The 20,538-nt window shown below is 62.8% G+C and carries 20 protein-coding genes; 8 read left to right on the top strand and 12 right to left on the bottom strand.

Going from position 1 to position 20,538, the window contains the following annotated elements; genetic code table 11:
- Positions 1 to 81 precede the first annotated feature (81 nt).
- The 4 genes from EDC39_RS04320 to EDC39_RS04305 all read left to right on the top strand — a co-directional run bounded on the left by EDC39_RS04320 (position 82) and on the right by EDC39_RS04305 (position 4,714).
- Entirely contained in the window at positions 82 to 558 is a 477-nt protein-coding gene (locus EDC39_RS04320; RefSeq protein ID WP_148895149.1) for a hypothetical protein, read from the top strand.
- A gap of 302 nt (positions 559 to 860) precedes the next feature.
- A complete protein-coding gene (locus tag EDC39_RS04315; protein ID WP_148895148.1) occupies positions 861 to 1,358 on the top strand; it encodes a ferritin family protein in 498 nt (165 codons plus the stop codon).
- Between the two features lie 73 nt (positions 1,359 to 1,431).
- A complete protein-coding gene (radC, locus tag EDC39_RS04310) occupies positions 1,432 to 2,112 on the top strand; it encodes a RadC family protein (RefSeq protein WP_148895147.1) in 681 nt (226 codons plus the stop codon).
- A gap of 214 nt (positions 2,113 to 2,326) precedes the next feature.
- Positions 2,327 to 4,714, top strand: a complete 2,388-nt coding sequence (locus tag EDC39_RS04305) for a peptidase U32 family protein (RefSeq protein WP_148895146.1) — start codon at positions 2,327 to 2,329, stop codon at positions 4,712 to 4,714.
- Positions 4,715 to 4,799: 85 nt separating this feature from the next.
- Here EDC39_RS04305 and EDC39_RS04300 read toward each other — a convergent pair whose 3' ends face one another.
- From EDC39_RS04300 to EDC39_RS04285, 4 genes are all read right to left on the bottom strand, one after another.
- Positions 4,800 to 5,549: a hypothetical protein gene (locus EDC39_RS04300; RefSeq protein WP_148895145.1), complete on the bottom strand. Its 750-nt coding sequence runs from the start codon at positions 5,547 to 5,549 to the stop codon at positions 4,800 to 4,802.
- Between the two features lie 716 nt (positions 5,550 to 6,265).
- Complete coding sequence (locus EDC39_RS04295) at positions 6,266 to 7,048, bottom strand: DUF4350 domain-containing protein (RefSeq protein WP_187426644.1); 783 nt, start codon at positions 7,046 to 7,048, stop codon at positions 6,266 to 6,268.
- A gap of 34 nt (positions 7,049 to 7,082) precedes the next feature.
- On the bottom strand, positions 7,083 to 7,277 hold the full coding sequence (locus tag EDC39_RS04290) for a hypothetical protein (RefSeq protein ID WP_148895143.1): 195 nt from the start codon (positions 7,275 to 7,277) through the stop codon (positions 7,083 to 7,085).
- Between the two features lie 65 nt (positions 7,278 to 7,342).
- Positions 7,343 to 9,145, bottom strand: coding sequence for a M3 family oligoendopeptidase (locus EDC39_RS04285; protein WP_148895142.1), 1,803 nt, complete (start codon positions 9,143 to 9,145; stop codon positions 7,343 to 7,345).
- Positions 9,146 to 9,387: 242 nt separating this feature from the next.
- Between EDC39_RS04285 and EDC39_RS04280 the strand changes: the two genes are divergently transcribed.
- From EDC39_RS04280 to EDC39_RS04265, 4 genes are read left to right on the top strand one after another with little or no spacing between them, the layout of a single operon-like run.
- A complete protein-coding gene (locus tag EDC39_RS04280; protein ID WP_148895141.1) occupies positions 9,388 to 10,035 on the top strand; it encodes an RNA polymerase sigma factor in 648 nt (215 codons plus the stop codon).
- A 60-nt stretch (positions 10,036 to 10,095) separates the two neighbouring features.
- Entirely contained in the window at positions 10,096 to 10,551 is a 456-nt protein-coding gene (locus tag EDC39_RS04275) for an anti-sigma factor family protein (protein WP_148895140.1), read from the top strand.
- A complete protein-coding gene (locus tag EDC39_RS04270; protein ID WP_148895139.1) occupies positions 10,548 to 10,784 on the top strand; it encodes a hypothetical protein in 237 nt (78 codons plus the stop codon). Before EDC39_RS04275 ends, EDC39_RS04270 begins: the two co-directional genes overlap by 4 nt.
- A complete protein-coding gene (locus EDC39_RS04265; RefSeq protein WP_148895138.1) occupies positions 10,781 to 11,284 on the top strand; it encodes a DUF3106 domain-containing protein in 504 nt (167 codons plus the stop codon). The genes EDC39_RS04270 and EDC39_RS04265 overlap by 4 nt, the downstream gene beginning before the upstream one ends.
- Positions 11,285 to 11,459: 175 nt before the next feature.
- Here the strand turns inward: EDC39_RS04265 and EDC39_RS04260 are convergent, their stop codons facing one another.
- The 8 genes from EDC39_RS04260 to EDC39_RS04230 all read right to left on the bottom strand — a co-directional run bounded on the left by EDC39_RS04260 (position 11,460) and on the right by EDC39_RS04230 (position 20,528).
- Positions 11,460 to 13,181, bottom strand: coding sequence for an FG-GAP repeat domain-containing protein (locus EDC39_RS04260; RefSeq protein ID WP_148895137.1), 1,722 nt, complete (start codon positions 13,179 to 13,181; stop codon positions 11,460 to 11,462).
- A 280-nt stretch (positions 13,182 to 13,461) separates the two neighbouring features.
- Entirely contained in the window at positions 13,462 to 14,784 is a 1,323-nt protein-coding gene (locus EDC39_RS04255; protein WP_148895136.1) for a hypothetical protein, read from the bottom strand.
- 122 nt (positions 14,785 to 14,906) lie between these two features.
- Entirely contained in the window at positions 14,907 to 15,050 is a 144-nt protein-coding gene (locus tag EDC39_RS15285) for a hypothetical protein (RefSeq protein WP_187426643.1), read from the bottom strand.
- Positions 15,051 to 15,747: 697 nt separating this feature from the next.
- On the bottom strand, positions 15,748 to 16,155 hold the full coding sequence (gene mce, locus EDC39_RS04250; protein ID WP_148895135.1) for a methylmalonyl-CoA epimerase: 408 nt from the start codon (positions 16,153 to 16,155) through the stop codon (positions 15,748 to 15,750).
- A gap of 58 nt (positions 16,156 to 16,213) precedes the next feature.
- On the bottom strand, positions 16,214 to 16,597 hold the full coding sequence (locus tag EDC39_RS04245; protein ID WP_148895134.1) for a GxxExxY protein: 384 nt from the start codon (positions 16,595 to 16,597) through the stop codon (positions 16,214 to 16,216).
- A gap of 47 nt (positions 16,598 to 16,644) precedes the next feature.
- Positions 16,645 to 17,619, bottom strand: a complete 975-nt coding sequence (gene meaB / locus EDC39_RS04240; protein WP_222862839.1) for a methylmalonyl Co-A mutase-associated GTPase MeaB — start codon at positions 17,617 to 17,619, stop codon at positions 16,645 to 16,647.
- A gap of 134 nt (positions 17,620 to 17,753) precedes the next feature.
- Positions 17,754 to 19,901, bottom strand: a complete 2,148-nt coding sequence (scpA, locus tag EDC39_RS04235; protein WP_148895132.1) for a methylmalonyl-CoA mutase — start codon at positions 19,899 to 19,901, stop codon at positions 17,754 to 17,756.
- Between the two features lie 57 nt (positions 19,902 to 19,958).
- On the bottom strand, positions 19,959 to 20,528 hold the full coding sequence (locus EDC39_RS04230; RefSeq protein ID WP_148895131.1) for a helix-turn-helix domain-containing protein: 570 nt from the start codon (positions 20,526 to 20,528) through the stop codon (positions 19,959 to 19,961).
- Positions 20,529 to 20,538: the final 10 nt, after the last annotated feature.

The following is a 20,538-nucleotide window of genomic DNA, read 5'->3' as shown; positions in this document are numbered from 1 at the left end:
GCGGCGGACGGATTGACCGGCGAAACGCTCCATTGCTAGCATGGAATCATCCTTGGACCGATTTGCGGAAGGAGAATCTTCATGCGCTACCCCCTTCTCTTTGCCCTGCTGACCCTTCTGCCCGCGGCGCCCGCTTTCGCTGTCGGCCAGTCCCAGCACCTCGGAGCCCTGAGCACCGACCGGGGAATGGTCGCCTTTCAGAAGGTCATCGAGAAAAAATGCACCGTCTGCCACAGCCGCGAACGCATCGACCGGGCCCTGAGCCGCCGCATCAACATCGGCGTCATACTCGAGAAGATGACCGCCCGCGGCGCCAGCCTGACGCCAGGGGAACGGGAAATGCTCACCGCCTACTGGAAGGACGACCAGTTCGCCGAGGTCAACCGGATCATCCAGCTGCGCTGCACCGGCTGTCACAGCCGCGACCGGATCGACCAAGCCCTGGCCGAGGGCCGCGACCTGAACGCCATCCAGCAGAAAATGATCCGCTTCGGCGCCAACCTGTCCGCCCGCGAGCAGAAGGTGCTCGGCGTCTTCAGCGGCAAGGCCCTCAAGTAACACCCTCCGAAATCTATCTGCAAGCGGGTCGGACGACCCGCCTGCAGTCCCTTCTTCGCGCTTGCCGACCAGCCAGGCCGCTCAACAAGGTCCGGATGCAGGGCATCCGAAATGTCGAGGCATGAGGCGTACTGTTAATCGTACGTCGAATGCCGGGAGATGAGGATGACACCGCCAACAGGCCCTTTTCAGCAGCCTGCGGGTGAAAGCAAACTAATGGCCTGACATCTTGCCCCCACCCCATCCTGCGGCATAATGAAAGAGAACCCTTACATTCCGGCCCTGCCGGGAAAGGAGGTGCCATGCCGCAGGAAATGAAGGTCCAGGAAGCCATCCGGATAATCCTGAAAACCAAGAAGGATCTTTACGGTTTATACCGTGAAGCGAGCCGCAGGGCCGAGCACCCCTCCGGCCGGCAGGTCTTCGCGCGTCTCGCCGACGAGGTGCGCGACAACATGCGGCAGTTCTTCCATCTCTACTACGGGGACGACCTTGGAACCTTCGAGCAGTTCATCGAAACGCCCCCGGCCAGCGATTCGCGGCTGATGGCCGAACTGAAGAACGCGCCGTCCGCCGACCTGCACGACCGGCATGCCCGCGAGCTGGCCCTGCATGAAGAGAAGGAAATCGAACGGCAGCTGCGCATGACCGCCGCCAGGGTGATCGATCCGGTCGCCCGGCAGATTCTGGAACGGGCCGCCGATCAGACGCGGCAGCACCACGACCTGATCGAATCGGAATACGCCCGCACCATGGGCATGGTGCACGAAACCGACATCGACACCTACGTTCGCGAATAGTCGGGCTTGACCCGTACGGCGCAACTGCTAGAATCCTTCCTGTCCGCGACAGCCTGCGGACGGGAGGGTATGGATGCGCTCCATAAAGAACTGGCCCGAGGATGAGCGGCCACGCGAAAAACTGCTGCGCCGGGGCGCCGAGGCGCTCTCCGACGCCGAGCTGCTGGCCCTGGTGTTGCGCACCGGCGACGCCGCCAGCGGCAGCAGCGCCCTCGACCAGGCGCGCGAGCTGCTGAACCGGTTCGGCTCCCTGCGGGCGCTGGGACAGGCCGGCAGCAGCGAACTGCAGCAACAGAAGGGCATCGGGCCGGCCAAGGCCGCCGAGCTGCTCGGCGTCTTCGAGCTGGCTCGTCGCTTTGCCGCCGATCCGCTGCGTCCCGGCGCACGTTACGGCTGTTCGCTCGATGTCTACCGGCACTACCACGAGCGGCTGCGCGACCGGAAGAAGGAAGTCTTTCTCACCCTGCTGCTCGACGCCAAGAACCGGGTCATCCGGGAGATCCAGGTCAGCGAGGGGAGCCTGACCGCCAGCATCGTCCATCCGCGCGAGGTCTTCGCCCCCGTCATCCGCGAATCGGCCGCCGCCGTCCTCTTCATCCACAACCATCCATCCGGCGATCCGACGCCGAGTCGCGAAGACATCGAACTGACCGCCCGTCTGCGCCAGGCCGGCGAGATGATGGGCATCCGGGTGCTCGACCACATCATCATCGGCAACGGCGACTACGTCAGTTTCGCCGACCGGGGGCTGTAGCGCCTTGCCCGTACGATGACAGCCATGCTAGATTGAACCGAGGTGAAACCGGGCGGTCAGAGCCCGGTTTTTTCGTGGCAAGACCATGGTTCTCAATGGAGAGGCGCAGAGGGGGAGAGGACGCAGAGCAAAGAAAACGGGAGAATAACCATCTCTCTTTCTCTCCGAGTCTGCCCCTCTCCATCTTCCGTTCAATGAAATCACAAGCAACCGCATGACTACACAGAACACCAGCAAGAGACCCGAACTGCTCGCCCCGGCCGGCAGTCTCGAGGCCTTTTTCGCCGCCGTCGAGGCGGGAGCCGACGCCGTCTATGCCGGGCTGAAGGCCTTTTCGGCCCGCGCCAAGGCGAAAAACTTCAGCCTGCGGGACATCGAACGGATGACCGGCTACCTGCACGCCGAAGGCCGCCGCCTCTACATCACCCTCAACACCCTGGTCAAGGAAGCGGAACTGCCGGAACTGGTCGACACCCTGGCGGCCCTGGAAGAGATCGGCGTCGACGCCCTCATCCTGCAGGATCTTGCCGTCTGGCGGCTGGCCAAGACCCATTTCCCCGGCCTGGAACTGCACGCCTCGACCCAGATGACCATCCACAACGCCGCCGGCGTGCGCATGCTCGAACGCATGGGCTTCACCCGCGCCGTCCTCGCCCGCGAGCTGACCCTGGAACAGATCCGGACCATCCGGCGACAGACCCGCCTGGAGCTGGAACATTTCGTTCACGGCGCCCTCTGCTTCTCCTTCTCCGGCCAGTGCTTCTTCTCCTCCTACCTCGGCGGTCAGAGCGGCAACCGCGGCCGCTGCACCCAGCCCTGCCGCCGGCGTTACCGGCACAAGGGGAAGGAAGGCTATTTCTTTTCGCCGAACGACCTTTCCGCCATCGACCTGTTGCCGCAGCTGGAACAGGCGGGCATCTGCTCGCTGAAAATCGAAGGACGCATGAAGAGCGCCGAATACGTGCACAACGTGGTGCGCGCCTACCGGATGGTGCTCGACACTACCGGCAAAAGGCGTCAGCAGGCCCTTGCCGAAGCGCGCGAACTGCTGCGGGACTCCTTCGGCCGGACCCCGACCCGCGGTTTTCTCGCCGGCGACAATCCTGCCGACATCGCCAGCCGGCACCGGCACGGCGCCACCGGCCGCTGGCTGGGAGAAATCACCGCCGCCCGGCCGGACGCCATCGCCTTCACCACCCGCGATCCCCTGCAGATCGGCGACCGGGTGCGCGTCCAGCCGGCCAGCGACCAGCCCGGTCGGGCCTTCACCGTCCGCCGGTTGCGAATCGGCCGTCGCCAGGTGCAGAACGTCCCCGCCGGCAGTCAGGTCTGGCTGGCCACCCCCTTTGCCGGCTTCCGCAAGGGGGACGCCGTCTTCAAGGTCTCGTCCCGCCAGGCATTCAGCCTGAGCGAAGCCGCCTGTCGCCGCCGGCTGGAACAGGTCCGGGCCAAGGCGGCGCCCCTGAAGCTGCACATCCGGATGCCGGACAACGGCAGTCTGGCCGTGCGGGCGACGGTCGGCCCGGTCGAGCTGGAACGGACCTGGCAGGTGGAAAGCAGCGTCGCGACCGAAAACCCGCTCTCGCCCGCAATCCTGGACAGGATCTTTCGCGCCACCGGCAACGCCCCCTTTGCCCTGGCCGGCCTGAGCTGCAGTAAGCTGCCGCCGGTGGTCATTCCCCCCAGCCGTCTCAAGGCGATCCGGCGCGAATTCTACGCTGAGCTGGAGCAGGCCTTCGGTCGGCAGCGGCAACGACTCGCGCAGGTGCACCGCCGGCAGGCGATCGACGATCTGCTGCCGGAACGGGATGCCGACCGGCCGGACAGAGGGCCGGTCCGCATCACCCTGGTCATCGGCCACAGTCGTGACCTGCACGTGCTGGGACAGGACCATGTCGACCGGGTCGTGCTGCCGCTGCGCGAAAGCCAGGTACAGGACGTGCTTTCCGGCGGTCGCTGGGCCCGCCGGAAGGAAAGCCTGGTCTGGGATCTGCCCTTCATTCTTTTCGACCGGGACCGGGCACGGATCGAGGAGCTGATTGAACGCCTGCTGACCCATGGCTTCGTCAACTTCCGGCTGCACAACCTCGGCCACATCGAGCTGTTCGCCGACCGGCCGCAGGCCCGGCTGTTCGGCAGCTACCGGCTCTTCATCCTCAACAGCGAAGCGGCCCGGGCCTGGCGCGAACTCGGTCTGGCCGAAGGGATGTACGCCGTGGAGGACGATCGCGACAATCTCGCCCGGCTGGCCGGCAAAAAGACGGGGCTTGCCTGCGACCTGACGGTCTACGCCCGCATCCCCCTGCTCACCTCGCGCATCCCGCTGCCGACACTGCAAAAGCAGGGAAGCCTCACCTCCGACCGCGGTGACCGCTTCAGCGTCCAGCAGCAGGACGGACTGACCGTCCTGAGCAGCCAGACCGACTTTTCCCTGACCGGCCATCTCGACGAGCTGGCCCGGCTCGGCTGCCGCAACTGGACCGCCGACCTCAGCCACATCGGCCCCTTCTCTCCCCGCGGCAAGGAGGTGCTGAACGCCCTGCGCCGCCCCAGGGAGCTGCCGGGAACCTCGGCTTTCAACTACGAGTTCGGGATGGAATAAGTGCGGCAGATGCCGCCAGACCTGCGGGAAAACCTGGAGAAAACCTGACCGTACCTGAGGTCCTGGGCGGGCCTTGCAAAACGATTTACCGCTCTCCGTCGCGGCTGCGACCCGGCAGCCGGGGCAGCAGGGTCAGTTCGTCGCGCGAAAAAGAGGCGGACATCTCCGACTGCCCGGGACGCTCCACCACCTGACCGTCCCGGTCGACCAGGGTTTCATCCTCGAGCAGCACCATGCCGGTGCGCTCGATGACCTCGAGCCGGAACTGGTGCAGATAGGCCAGCCGCCGGCAGCGCAGGCGATAGCTGAGGATCATCCAGACCAGGGCGACCACGCCGGCCACCCCGAGAACGACCAGCACCAGGATGAAGAGATAACGGGCCGCCTCGCCACCGGCCCGGGCGACAAAGGCGACAATGGCGTCCAGCTTGTAGACCAGGCCACCGGCCAGCACCAGCAGCAGCAGGGCGACCAGAAAGGGCACCTGGCGCAGGCTGAGCATCGCCTCCTCGAAACGGTTCGGCGGCCGGTCGACTTCACCGTCTGCCGGTGCTTCTTCGCCCGGCATCAGGTACCTGCCGAATCCATAGGCGACAACGCCCAGCAGAAAGGAGATGGCCACCGGCACGAGAAAGGAGGCGATCAGGTAGGCCTTCCAGGGAAAGGCCGTCTGGCCGTCGCCAAGATAGCTGACCCAGCAGAAAAAGAAGATCAGTCCCTCGACCACCGCCAGCAGCAGCAGGTAACCGGAGACGAATTTCTTTATTTCCTGCCGGGTATAGAGTCCGGCGATCCCCCTCAGTCCTTCCCCCGATTGCGGCTTTTCCTGCTCCATCCTCGCACCCTGCCCGTAACGGTTTTCACCAGCTTACCCCGCCCCCGCTTTTGCCGCAAGAGATCACCGTTTCCCCAAATCCACCATTTTTTGCGGACCGAGGGTGCCGGAACGGGTCCAGTTGCAAGGCGACCGACCGATTCGGGCGCAGGCGTGGATCTCACCTCGCCGAGCACCGAAGCGGCAACGTGGCAGATGGGCCCGTTCCGGCAGCCGAATCCCGAAATGGGTGGTAGTTTTGGGGTTTTGGACGCATGACGCCGTTTCGCACCAATAAATGAACAAAAAATAATTTTTTGATCGACAAATTTATTTTCAAACATTTCAAACAGGTTGACGCTATTTTTTCATTTAAAACATTTTTTTACAGATTTCACACGGTTGACAGCCTGGGCCAGTGGTCTTACCATCACCATGAACCTTGACGAAAGACAGACTAAATGCGCATTTTTTCAAGACTTTATTTTCTGGGCAAAAAAAGCGGACGCAGCCACCATCACCAGGTGGCCTGTCCGATTCAGTTCTCGGCCCGGGCTCGCAGAAAGCTCGGCTGGACACGCTTCATCAGCCACCACGGCTTTTAGTCTCATCTCTCCTCCTTTGTAAAACGAAAAGGCCCGCCTGACGGCGGGCCTTTTCGTTTGTGCGCTGACCGGATTGCAAGACATCCAAGATTTCGCAGCAGCAGCGTCCTTTTAAAGGTGCTGAAACGGCATTCAACGCTGCGCCACCTGCCTGTTCTGCGTCGGCTTCCCCAACAGCCAACGGGCCAGATTGACGGCCAGCCGGCGGTTGGCCGCCAGAAAACGGTTCTGAAAGATGGCGTCATCGGCGAAAATGATAAAGCCCCCCTTGCCGAGTGTGCCGGCCACCGCCACCCCGAACCTCTGCATGGCGTCACCACGATTGAGCCGCCGGTTGCGGTCGAGATCGACCCAGGCCCGCGGCCCGGTGCGGGCTATGATGCGACAGCCGGAACCGGTATTGGTCAGTGCCCAGCCGCCATAGATGTTGAAGCCGCGCAAACCCGCCAACACCGGATGAGCGGCCAGGTCGACCACCCGGAAGTTGAGCGGGTCGCCGCCGAGTATCCGGTCCTGTTCGCGGATCACCCCGTTGGAGAAATCGACTCCCAGCCGGTGCAGCAGGGTCCCGACGGGAGGTGCGATATGCAGCATCACCGCCAGACGGCCGCCCCGCCGCAGAAAATCCATCACCGCGTCGATCTCGGCCTCGCTGTAGGGCCGGAAGGCCCCCGACAGTACCAGCGCCTCGGCCTTGTCGAGCATGCCGCTGTCAAGCGGCTGCCGGCTGGTTTCGGCGACACTCCCCTGCTCGATGAGCAGGCGGGCGAAATCGGTCAGATGCAGCGGCCCCTGCCGGTCGATGCGAAACGCCTGGCCATGGGCCTGGTCAAACCAGACCACCGGCTTTTGCGCGGCACGAAGGGACAGGGGCAGCATCAAAAGACAGAGGAACAAGGTCAACCTGAACGGCACGTCGTATCTCCTCGAGACAGAAGATCGCACAGGGTCAAAGCGGCTCGGGATTGCAGAGACATTCCGCCTGCGAGGCATAGGCGCCGCAGTTGCGGCAGGTGAAGTTGGCCTCGCAGGTCAGGCGGTCGATTTCCGCCGCCAGCCCCCGCTCCATCAGCCGGCAGAGGTGGTCGTCATGCGCCTGCGGTCCCTCGCAGCCGGTGCGTGCCATTTCGTTTTCCTTTTTCATCCGGCTCCTCCATTGCGGTAACAGGGTCAGCTTCCAGTATAACCGCCCGTGCCGATTCGCGCAGCTCAGACCTGCCGGTTCCGTCCGGCCATCAGTTCCCGCAGCTGGCCGAGCAGCTCCGCCACCAGGTCGTAGCCCTGCTGCCAGAATCCGGCGTCGGCCAGGTCGATGCCCAGGGGACGCAGCAGATTCTCCGGCCGGTCGCTGCCGCCGTTCTCCAGCAGGGTGAGAAAGCGGGGAACGAAGTCGCGCCCATCTTCCAGGTAGCGCTGGTAGAGGGCGAGAGTCAGCAGCTCGCCGAACACGTAGGAATAGCAGTAGAAACGGGCGTGGATGAAGTGGCTGATATAACTCCAGCCCCAGCGGTAGGGCTCGATCATGCTCACCCTGTCACCAAACAGCCGGGCATTCTCCTCCCACCAGAGCCGGCAGAGATCGTCGGCCGACAGCAGCCCCTCGCTGCGGGCGGCATGCGCCTTCTGCTCGAAGCGGGTCAGCACGTTCTGCCGGAAGGTGGTGGCGATGATCTCCTCCAGCTTGGCACAGAGCAGGCTGATCTTCACCTGCGGATCGCTTTCCCGCGCCAGCAGGTGACGAGTCAGCAGCATTTCGCCGAAGACGCTGGCCGTCTCGGCGAAAGGCAGCGGTGCCTGGTAGTGAAAGAGATTCTGCTTCTGCGCCAGGGCAAAGTGCACCCCGTGTCCCAGCTCGTGGGCCAGGGTCGAGACATCGCGCAGGGTGCCGGTGAAGTTGAGCAGGACGTAGGGCGGGCAGCCGGGATACATCCCGATGCAGAAAGCGCCGCCCGTCTTGCCCGGCCGCGGCGGCACGTCGATGCGCCGCTCGAAGAAGAAGGCATCGGCAAGTTCGGCCATGCGGGGCGAAAAGCCGGCGAAAGCCTCATGTACCAGCTGTCTGGCCTCGTCGAGGGCGAACCGGCGACTCGTCGTTCCGACCGGGGCATAGATGTCGGTATTCTTCAGCTCGTCGTATCCGAGCAGCTGCCTCTTCAGCTCGAAATAGTCCCGGGCCAGGCCGTAGTTGGCCTCGGTGACCGCCATCATCCGTTCCACCATCTCCGGCGAGGTTTCACACTCGAGATGGGTCGGGGTCATCAGGTCGGGGTAGCCACGCAGCTCGGCCTCCTTGCCGTGGTCGAGCAGGATGTTGTTGAAGCAGGCAGTCAGAACCAGCTCCTGCTCGGCATGCCGCTGCAGGAAGGTGGCGAAGGCCCGTTCCCGCACCTGCCGCTCCGGATGATAAAGCAGGCTGAGCAGCTCCTCGCCGGTCACCTCCCGCTCGGCCTCCTCCTCCGGCATCAGAAAGCGGAAACGCAGGCCGGCGGTCAGCTCGTCAAAGAGCTGGACAAAGGCCTCGCGGCCGGACAGGTCCTTGCGCTTGAGCGCCTGCTCGACCTGTTCGCTGAGCGTGTAGGGCGCCTGCGCCCGCAAGCGGTCGAGGTGGTGCCGGTAGGGGGCGACCTCCGGATCGCGGATCAGTTGCTGATAGAGCTCCTGGTCGATACGCAGGATCTCCAGCTCGAAAAAGAGGGTCTGCTCGCTGACCTCGCTCCAGACCTCGCGGGTGCGGGCGACCAGCGCCTTGTGCGCCGCCGGGCCGGAATTGGCGGCGAAGAGCAGCTGGGCGTAGAGGCATGGCTTCAGCAGCAGTGTCTGCAGCTGCTCGCTGGCGCGCAGGGCAGCGGCGAGCAGTTCAGCGCTCAGGTTGTCGGAGGCGATACGACCACGAAAATCGTGCCGGAAACAGCCGGCCAGCTGCAGCGCCTCCTTCAGATCTTCTTCAAGCGCCGGATCCTCCGGCGAGGCATAGAGGGGCGAAAGGTCCCACGCTTGCCCGTCCTGTTTCATGTCGACTCTCCCGTTGAATTTGGTTTGCAGACCGCCGCGACAACACCTGTCGGCAGCGAAACGTCCCAAGTTTACGGATTGCTCCGACGCTGTCAATCGCCGGTGGCCGAATCCTTTCTCCACCTTTTTCTTCAACCATCGGTAAACTTTTTGCCAGCCGGCTCGTCTCAAATGACAGGAGGAACGATCGCCGAGGAGTTGCACCATGAAACGCTGCCCGATATGCCGAAGCCCCAGACGCCATGGTCACCCGGTCTGCCCCTGCTGTGGCCATCGTTGACAGCATCCCGGTCGACGGCTACTCTCGCTCCATGGTCGACCGTGACGAAGAGATTCTGCTGCAGCGAGCCAGGGAAGGCGACGACGAAAGCTTCGCCCGGCTGGTCGAACGCCACATCCAGCCCCTGATCAATCTGGGCTGGCGCATGACCGGCAGCCGTGATCTGGCCGAGGACCTGGCCCAGGAAACCTTCCTGCGCCTGCACCGTTCCCTGGGCAGCTTTCGCGGCGACAGCAGCCTCGCCACCTGGCTCTACCGGACCCTGAGCCGACTGGCCATCGACCATCTGCGGCGGGAAAAGCTGAAACGCAGGATTTTTTTCTTTCGCGGAGCCGACGACGAGGGGAGCGATCCGGTCGAGCTGGCGGCCGATCCCGGGCCCGGGCCGGACGAAGAGCTGCAGGCCAGGGAAAGCGTCCGTCGGCTGCGCCAGGCCCTGCAACAGCTGTCGCCCCAGCAGCGGGCCGTCTTCACCCTGCGGCACGACGAGGGGTTGCCGCTGAAAGAGATCGCAACTGCCCTGGGGCTGAGCGAGGGCACGGTCAAAGCGCACCTGCACCGCGCCGTACAGACCCTTCGGACCAGCCTCGGCGACCTGAAGGGTGCCTGATGCGCGCAAGCACGCCGGCTGCGACGCGTGAACGAAACGGGAGTCGAGAAAGGACAGACGATGAACAGCAAGGACTGTCGGCAACACGACCTGCTTCTCTATCACTACCGGGAACTGAGTGCGGACCGGGCCGCCGCCGTCGAGCGGCACCTGGCGTCCTGCGCCGCATGCCGGGAGGAACTGGAGCGAATCGCGGCCGACCTGGCCCTCATCGGTGACCGGATCAGGCTCTCCGACGAAGAAAAAAAACGATTCGCCCGCCGGGTGGTCGACTCGGTCGGGCAGCGCCGCCAGCGGCGCTGGCTGCCCGGGCCGCTGCCGGCGCTGGCCCTGGGCACCGTCGCCGCCCTCTCTTTGTTGCTGGTCCTCTGGAAACCGGGGACGATACCTGTCCCGCAAAAGACCTCACCCCGGATTCTGGTCGAGATCGACGTTCTCGAACAACTCGACCTGTTGCAGGATCTTGAGCTGTTGCAGGACCTTGACCTGCTGCAGGATCTGGAGGAGTTGGGATGAAAACCGGACCTGCTAGGCGATGGCCGCTGTTTCTGCTGTTGCCGCTTCTGCTGCTGCCGACAGCCGCAGGCGCCGGTGATGAGAAGGCACCCACCAACCGGAAACAGCCGGAAAGCGAAGCGCAACTGAGCGACGAAGACAAAAAAGTGATCGCCCAGATCGAACTGCTGGAGCTGCTCGACCTGCTGCAAGACCTCGAGACCGTCCAGGCTCTGGAGGAGGAAAAACAATGAAGACGTCCCGGATTCTGCTCATACTGACAGCGGCCCTGCTGCTTGCCGCCGGCCAGCCGGCGACCGCCACCGCCCCCCCCGGTTCGAAGCCGCAACTGACCGACACCGAGTCTCCCGCTTTCCGCCAGGCGCTGAAACGCTGGCAACAGCTCACCCCGGAACAGAAGGAGCTGCTGCGCAAGCGCTATCGCCAGTTCAAGCAGCTGCCGCCGGAGCGCCAGCAGCAGATCCGCAAGCGGCTGCAGTGGCTGCGCCGGCTACCTCCGGAAAAGCGCCGGCAGCTCCTGAAACGTTTCGAACGTTTCCGCCGGCTGCCGCCGGAGCAGAAGGAAAAGCTGCGCCGCCTCTACCGGCGTTTCCGTTCCCTGCCACCCGAACAACGAAGGGAACTGCGCAAGGAATTGCGGCAGTTGCGCAACCTGCCTCCGGAACAGAGACTGCAGCGACGCCAGGAGCTGCACCGGCGCTACTTCAACCGCCCGCGCCGCAGCCATCGCTGATATCGCGAGCCGCTCCATGCCGCCGACTGCCGCAAGCGGACACCGGACGTTCCTCCGGCTCTTCCGGCAACCGACCTTCAGAACCGCCTCTATCCGGACCATGACGAAAAAAGGGCGTTGCTGAAACCCTTCCGTTCAGCAACGCCCCCAAGAAAGGCCCTTTTTCCCCCTCTTTTCAAGGTAGTTCATACACCTGGAAAACCGAATGGGTCTTGCCCAGCGAGAACCAGCCACTGCCGGTGACAATCGCCGTTACCAGCTCGTCCCTGCCGTCGTTGTCGGCATCGAACAGAGCGAAATCCGCCAGGTAGGTCGACTCGTCAGGCGTCTTCCAGACCTCCCGCAGGGAAAAACCGTCCCAGGCATAGGCCACCACCCGGCTCTTCGAATACTTTCGCTGCTGGGAAAGGAAGCGCAACCCCTCATTGACAGGCACCAGCAACACGCCATCGGGCCCAAGGTCCAGGCGGGCGGAACGGTAGACCGTCTGGCGGAAATTTCCCTGGATGCTGTCGGGATCCCGGCGCTCGACTCCGGCACGATGGCCACCGACCGTCTCGTTCCCTTCCCAGAGCCGCTGCCCGTCGGCGGCAAAGATCTGCAGCTGGTCATCGATGCCGATGGCAGCCCACAACGCACCTCCTTTGGCGTCGTCGAGCGGCTGAACGTTGAATATCGACGTTTTGGGCGGTACGCCCAGCATTTCTCCCGGCGCAAGAACCCCTCCCCGGCGATTCATGACATGGACGTTGCCGGCTGTCAGCCGCATCCCCTGTCCTCCACGCTGCCCGGCCAGCATCCGGCTGCCGTCGCCCCGGCGAATGGCCCGCACCAGCCAGGGGGAAATGTCCGGCAGCAACTGAAAGCCGCCATCGACATACTCGATGATCCGGGTACCGACACCGTCCTCGAAACCGAGGCCGAGATAGAGCTCCTGGCGCCGGTCTCCGTCCAGATCGAACGCGTCGAGCGACAGCGGGACACCATCACGCGGAAGCCTGACCTGACCCAGAGCCTGCAACTTGCCCGCCGACAGACGGTAGACGGTCAGTCCGTCGGCGAAAAGCAGGGCCAGTTCGTTGGCCCCGTCACCGTCGAAATCTCCTCCGGCAAGGGCGACCGCCTCTCCCGACAGGGACGGTCCGCGCCAGATCCCCTGACGCTGCTGCTGCATCACCAGGACTCCCCCCCGGGACGCGGCTGGAGCAACCGTCGCCGCTCCCGGGATCAGGGCCGTCCCGGCAGCAGAGGCTGCCGGCGTCGGTGCGGCAACGGCCGGAGCAGCCGGTTGCGACACGGATTTGGCCTGCAGGCCGATCTCGGCCGGCGCAACCTGAACCAGCATCTGTCCGGCAGCCGTCTGCACGCTCAGACCATCACCGGCAAGCTGGAAAATCAGCAGCGGTTTTCCGCTTTCGGCCGTTAACGGCGTCGTCCGATACCCCTGCCAGTTGAACTGCGGCAACTGCCGCACCAGCTGTCGATAGACGCCGTCGCCATCACCGCGCAGGTCGACCAGCACGGCATCGACACCGTCAAAGCGGCGGATGGTCGCGCCCTTGTCGAGCTGGAGACCGGCGGGCAGCGGACGGGCGTAGGAATAGCCGGAACGAACCCGGCTGACCTGCAGGTAGCCGAGGGTTTCGTCCAGTTTGCCGATGATTTCGCCGGTCACCGGGTGGACTACCGGTGCTCCCGGTTTCACCACGGCAAACAGGTCGCCGGCCTGCACCCCCTGGGTGGCGTCACGGTCGATCAGGTATTCGTCGCCGACACGCATGACCACCACCCCCTCGACCGGCGCCAGGCGGTCGAGCAGCCGCCCGGGCAGCTGCTGCGCCACGGCCGGAAGCGCGAGAGACAGAAACAGAAGCAAAGGGAAAAGACGCAATTTCATGGCAGACACTCCTGGGGTTCCCGCAAGGGAGAATTTAGTGGCTCAAGCGCTTACTTTAACGCAACAGCCGTCCGGAAAAAACCGGAAACCATGGGTCGCAGGCCACAAAAACGCCAAGCGCACCAAGAAAGAACATAACCTTATCACAGGAGCAGGTTGACAGGGAGTCCGCCTTGCTCCGTTGTGCCCCCCGCCCCGCCCTCTTCCGGGCGCACCATAGAAAAAAGCCCCGGGCACAGAGGCCCGGGGCTTTTCGTCCTGCGGACGGATCGGCGTCTGCTTAGAAGGAGACGTTGATCACGGCCTTGGTCAGGAAGATGTCATCCGGATCGTTGCTGTTGGTGGTGGTGTTGAAGAAGTCGCCAAGCACAGCGTAGGCACCGATCAGGCGGACGTCGACCTTCTCGGCCAGCTTGCGGCCGAAGTCGGCGGCGATTTCGAAGCCGAGATCGTCGTCGGCGGCACCGTTCTCTTCCACGGCCATGAAGTAGCCGGCGCCGGCCTTCAGGTCATAGCCGGCAGGCAGCTTGACGTTGGCGGTGGCATTGATGGCGAACAGGCCGTTGCCGTTGTAGGCAGCCTGGGTCAGGGCGAGACGGCCACCAGCGGTGTTGTTGTAGTACTTGTCGGTGAAGAAGATGTGCAGGTTCTCTTTGTAGAACTCGTAGGCACCGCCGGTGATGTCGCCGGCGAAGATTTCGACGTCGTTGTCAGTCGCGTTGTCGTCGGCGCTGTAGAAGGTCAGGCGCAGGCCAAGGTCGGCACCACCAGCCTTGCCGGTCACCTTGGCGGTGGCCATGTAGCCGGACAGGTCGATGTCGGTCACGCCGGTGCCTTCGACGGTACCAAAGTCATAGGCGAACTGGGCGGCCAGCTTGGCCACGCCGAGATCGAGGTCGCCGTCGAGCACGATGTAGTAGATGTCGGCGTTGTCGTAACCGGCGGGCAGGCTGGTAAACAGACCACCAGCAGTACCGCGGTTGTTCAGGCCGTTGCTGTCGTACCAGGCGAAGGCCACACCGAACTTGGCGGCGTCACTGGCCTTGACCATGGCCTCGATGGAGTAGAAGTCCTCGTCGTCCCACTGGGTCTTGCCGTCCTCGAAGAACTTGCTGTAGAAGGCGACCAGCTTCACATTGTCGTTGACCTTGGCGTTGACGCGCAGGCCAGGCATGTCGTCACCGATGACGACATAGTCCTTGCCGAGAGCGAAGCCCTGGACACCGGCACGCACGGTGAAGATGGTGTCGGGGACAGCGACCTCGAGGTAGACGTTCTTGGTCTCGAGGTTGACGCCGTCGGCGCCGTCGGTACCACCGAATTCAGCCGAACCGCTCGGGGTCGAACCGGCCTGACCCCAGGGGGTGTCGATTTCGGCGTAGTAGACGAACTTGACGTAGTCGTTGAGCTGGTTGGTCAGTTTCATGCGCAGACGCTGGTCGACCTGGCTGGTGGTGCGGGCGTCCTTGGCGCCGACGGCACCGATGTTGTCGGAGATGAACTGAAGCCGATAGTAGCCGTTCAGCTTCATGGCGGCCATGGCCGGGGTGGCGAGCACCAGAGCCAGAGCCAGAGCGATGAGAACCTTGACTGTCTTGCTCACGATTTTGCCTCCTGAATAAAAAATGGGTTGAACTTCGGGCCCTGTGGCCCCTCCCGTCATTCCCTCCTTCGGGACGCGGAAGTTGATACCTTTTTTCTGCAAACCGTCAATCGCCCGTCCCGTCAGGGATTCTGGGCGGGAACCTTGAATTCGTAGCCGCAGGCCGGACATTTGACCCTTGTCTTCTGGTTGGCCTTGGTAGTGGCGCAGGCCGTCAACCCCAGACTGACCAGCACCGCAACCAGAACCAGCAAGCTCTTTCTCATTACCTCACCTCCTTCCGGCTGCCTTCGCTGGCCATTCAATACATAGGTTAAACACCATTTGATTATTCAACATGAATGCCAGCGGCAACGAATTGCCGTTTTTTTTTCTCTTAGGAGCCTGAACCGCACGCTTTCAGGCAATCAGACCTTGTCCGGGCTTTCTGCTCGTGGGGAACAATCCTCCCTGGATGTGTTGATATCATGCCACACTGTCCCTTTTCAGCCACAGGACAGACGACAACTGCACAAAACAGAGGTTCAAAACGACCATCAGTTTAAGGGCTTCAACAAAAAAGTCAACTCCCTTGAACAGCGCACCATTTGCAGATTGTCATGAAAAACCGACTCCCGGACATCGCGGACGGGCACGTAAAACGTCTGTCCACCCCCGCCTGCACCGGAAACGACAAGCCACTGTTCTGATTTTCGCAAAAGCTAGCCCCTGAACAGCCTTTTTGTCAAGCAGAAAAATGGCCATATTTCAGACAATTAAGACTTTAAAACATTTTTTTACAGCCAACCGAATGAACGCCCAGTCAAAGCCGATCGCCACCAAAGGCCGAAAACGACCGAGCCCGAGTGACTGAAAAATCAACAAGATTTCCGAATTTACGAGGGGAGAGGCACACTTCAACCGCTTGAAGGCCGGGAGATGAGGCCGGCACCGCAGACGAGTCTTTTTCGGCGGCCTGGAGCGTCAATGATCCGCGGCCTGACACAGTTCGGTCAGAACGCCGCCGGTCGCCCTGGGGTGAAGAAAGGCGATGCGGGTGCCGTGGGCGCCACGCCGCGGCACCTTGTCGATCAGGCGCACCTCCTGCTGCTGCAGCTCGGCCAGGGCGGTCTCGATGTCGTCCACCTGGTAGGCGATGTGATGGATTCCCTCGCCGTTCTTCTCGATGAACTTCGCCACCGGCGAGTCCTCGGCCGTCGGCTCCAGCAACTCGATCCGGCTCTCGCCGACGGCGAGAAAGGCGACTTTCACCTTCTGCTCGGCCACCTCTTCACTCCCCTCATAGGCCATGCCGAGGGTGTCGCGGTAGAAGGGAATGGATGCCTCGAGGCTTTTGACGGCGATGCCAATATGGTTGATCTTCTTCGTCATCTCAATACCTTTCTTTGCTTGGTCATCTCGCGCGGAGACGCAGAGGCGCGAGAGAAAATCACAATCCGTTTACCAGTCGAACGATTCCATCCTTGAAAACAGGAGCGCCAAAGTTCAACAGCAGGCCCAGTTTTTTGTTGGTCAATTTCAGATATGTGAGCAACTGCTTGCTGTGGACCGGCAAGAGTGTTTCCACCGACTTGAGTTCGATGATCAGAGCATCCTCAACAATCAGATCGGCCCGAAAAGCCTCTTTTATAAACAAATCGTCATACCTGATTTCGATCGGAACCTGCCGTGCAACACTGAGCCCACGCTTTTCCAGTTCATAAGCCAGAACCATTTCATAGACCGATTCCAGCAAGCCGGAACCGAGCCTGACATGAATCCGAAAAGCGGCATCCACAACCTGCCCCGACAACCAGTTCAGCGGTTCATCCATGAACCATCCCTCTCTGTGACTCTGCGCCTCTGCGCGAGATAAATACATCAGTGCCTCTTGAACACCTCCAGCAGTCGGCGCGCCGCCGCCCCCGGGGTCGAGGTGCCGTTGGCGACGGCGTCCTGCACCTGCGGCAGCAGGGCGGCGACCCGGGGATCGCGCATGAAGAGATCCTTCAGGCCGTCCATCAGCAGGCTCCACATCCAGTCGCTGGCCTGCAGGCGGCGTTTTTCCGCAAATTCGCCGCTCTGCTCCATGGTCCGGCGGTAGTCTTCGATGGTTTGCCAGGTCTCGGCGATCCCTTCGCCTTTCAGGGCGGAGCAGAGCAGCACCGGCACCTGCCAGCTTGAACTTTTAGGCTGCATGATGTGCAGGGCGGTTTCGATCTGCGACTTGGCCAGCTCGGCTCGCGGGCGGTTGTCCCCTTCGGCCTTGTTGATCAGGATCAGGTCGGCGATCTCCATCACCCCTTTCTTGATCCCCTGCAGTTCGTCGCCGGCGCCCGGCAGCTGCAGCAGCACGAAGAGGTCGACCATGGACGCGACAGTGATTTCCGACTGCCCGACGCCGACCGTCTCGACGATGATGACATTGTAACCGGCCGCCTCACAGACCAGCATGGTTTCGCGGGTCTTGCGCGCCACCCCGCCGAGGGTGTCGCCGGAGGGGGAGGGACGGATGAAGGCATTGGGATCGCGCGACAGCTCCTCCATGCGGGTTTTGTCGCCGAGAATGGAGCCGCCGGACAGTTGCGACGAGGGATCGACCGCCAGCACCGCCACCCTGTGACCGCGACCGGTCAGGTAGAGACCGAGAGCCTCGATGAAGGTGCTCTTGCCGACGCCGGGCACGCCGGAGATGCCGATGCGGATGGCGTTGCCGGCGGCCGGCAGCAGTTCGTCGAGCAGGGTGGTAGCGGCCAGCGAATGGTCGGGGCTGCGGCTTTCGACCAAGGTGATGGCCTTGGCCAACGAGCGGATGTTGCCGGCGCGGACACCGGCGGCGAGTTCCTTGATACGAATCAATGGACAATCCTTGTCTTGTTGTCTCGCGTCCGTTCGCTTGCGCTCACTCAAGACGCAAAGACGCAGAGAGCAGCATCTCCTCTGCATCTCCGCGTCTCTGCGCGAGTCTGAATGAACTGGTCAATGCCGTCTCAATTGGCCTTCTTCTCCTCGATGGCGTCAAGGGTCTGGCCGGCGGAGACGGTGATCGGCGTGCCAGGACCGAAGATTCTGCTGGCGCCGGCGGCATAGAGGGCGTCGTAATCCTGGCGGGGGATGACGCCGCCGCAGACCACGGCGATATCCTCGGCGCCGAGCTTCTTCAGTTCGTCGATCAGCTGCGGCACCAGGGTCTTGTGCCCGGCGGCCAGGGAGGAGACGCCGACGACGTGGACGTCGTTCTCCACCGCCATGCGGGCCGCCTCTTCCGGCGTCTGGAACAGCGGTCCGACATCGACGTCGAAGCCGGCGTCGGCGTAGGCGCTGGCCACAACCTTGGCACCGCGATCGTGACCGTCCTGCCCCATCTTGGCAATGAGGATGCGCGGCCGACGGCCTTCCTTTTCGGTGAAGGCGGCAATGCGCTTCTTCAACTCGGCAAAATCCTCGTCCTTCTCGACCACGGTTCCGTAGGCTCCTGAAACAAGCTTGATTTCGGCCTTGTGGCGGCCGAAGACCTTTTCCATGGCATCGGAGATTTCACCGACGGTGGCCCGCCGGCGCGCCGCCTCGACGCAGAGTTCGAGCAGATTCTGCCGTTCATTCTCGCATGCGGCGGTGATGGCGTCCAGCGCCTGCCGGCAGGCGTCGTTGTCCCGTTCGGCGCGAATCTTCTGCAGCCGGGCGATCTGCGCCTCGCGCACGGCGGTGTTGTCGACCTCGAGAACCTCGATCTCTTCCTCCTCGGCCAGCTGGTACTTGTTGACGCCGACGATGACGTCGCGGCCGGAATCGATGGCGGCCTGCTTGCGCGCCGCCGACTCCTCGATGCGCAGCTTGGGCATGCCCGACTCGATCGCCCGGGTCATGCCGCCCATCTCGTCGATCTCGGCGAGAACCTTGCGCGCCTCGTTGACCAGCGAGGCGGTCAGGTTTTCGACATAGTAGGAACCGCCCAGTGGATCGACCACGTTGCAGATGCCGGTCTCCTCTTGGATGATCAGCTGAGTGTTGCGGGCGATGCGGGCCGAATGATCGGTCGGCAGGGCGATCGCCTCGTCGAGGGCATTGGTGTGCAGCGACTGAGTGCCGCCGAGCACCGCCGCCAGCGCCTCGAGGGTGGTACGGATGACGTTGTTGTAGGGATCCTGCTCGGTCAACGACCAGCCGCTGGTCTGGCAGTGGGTGCGCAGCGCCAGCGATTTCGGATTCTTCGGATTGAACTGCTGCATCAGCTCGGCCCAGAGGAAGCGGGCGGCGCGCAGCTTGGCGGCCTCCATGAAGAAATTCATGCCGATGCCGAAGAAGAAGGAAAGACGCGGCGCAAAGGCGTCGATGTCCAGACCACGGGCGAGGGCGGTCTTGACGTACTCCAGTCCGTCGCCCAGGGTGAAGGCCAGCTCCAGGGCGGCATTGGCTCCGGCCTCCTGGATATGGTAGCCGGAGATGGAAATCGAGTTGAACTTCGGCATGAACTTGCTGGTGTACTCGATGATGTCGGCGATGATGCGCATGGAGGGCGCGGGTGGATAGATGTAGGTGTTGCGGACCATGAATTCCTTGAGAATGTCGTTCTGGATGGTCCCGGCCAGCTTCTCCTGGGTGACGCCCTGTTCTTCGGCAGCGACGATGAAATTAGCCATGATCGGCAGCACGGCGCCGTTCATGGTCATCGAAACCGACACCTTGTCGAGGGGAATGCCGTCGAAGAGGATCTTCATGTCCTCCACCGAGTCGATCGCCACCCCGGCCTTGCCGACATCGCCGACCACCCGCGGATGGTCGGAATCGTAGCCGCGGTGGGTCGCCAGGTCGAAGGCGACCGACAGCCCCTGCTGTCCCGCCGCCAGGTTGCGCCGGTAAAAGGCGTTCGATTCCTCGGCGGTGGAAAAGCCGGCGTACTGGCGCACCGTCCAGGGCCGGCCGGCATACATGGTGGCCATGGGGCCACGCACGTAGGGCGGCAGGCCGGGCAGGGTTCCCAGGGTTTCCAGCTTCTCGAGATCCTGCTCGGTATAGAGCGGCTTGACCGTGATCCCTTCCGGAGTCTCCCACTTGAAACCGGACAGATCGTCGGTCTTCTTCTCTTTCTTGGCCTTGGCTTCCCAGTCGGCAAGCGTCGGGCGCGGAAACTTGCTCATCGTTCTACCCCTTGTCTTTGGATTGGTCTTTCCAGACTGAAACGGCAGGCGCCGGACTCAACGGGTGACAACGGCGAGAACCTGCACCTCTTCCCCCTCGCAGGCGAGCAGCCGGTGTCGCAGCGACGAATCGAAGTAGACGGCGTCCCCCTCCTTGAGCACCACCCGCTCTTCCTCAAGCAGAATTTCCGCCTTGCCCTTGAGGATCAGCAGAAACTCCTCACCTTCGTGGTTGTAGAGGGTCTCCTCGCCGGCCCGCTCGGAGATGGTGAGCATGAAAGGCTCCATCTTCTTGTTGCGCTTGCGGTAGGAAAGGGTTTCGTAGGTGTAGCCGTGCCCGGTCCCCTTGGCGGAGATGACGCGGCTGACCACCCGCCGCTCTCCCTTGCGCACCACCTCGTAGCGGACTTCCTCCTCGTCCTCCTCGAAAAAATGTCCCATCTTGACATCGAAGAAACGGGCGATCTTGGAAAGGGTGGCGATGGGCGGCGAGACGTTGTTGTTTTCAATCTGCGAGATCAGCGCCGGCGAAAAGCCGGTTTCGCGCGCTACATCCTGCAGGGTGAGCTTGCGCGCCTTGCGCAACTTCTTGATTTTAGCGCCAATATTGTATTCGAGCTGGGACATCTTTTCGCCG

The sequence above is a fragment of the Geothermobacter ehrlichii genome, assembly GCF_008124615.1.
GTDB classification, from domain to species: domain Bacteria; phylum Desulfobacterota; class Desulfuromonadia; order Desulfuromonadales; family Geothermobacteraceae; genus Geothermobacter; species Geothermobacter ehrlichii.
Note: the sequence above shows the minus strand (reverse complement) of the source record. Positions and strands in the feature narration are given on the sequence as shown.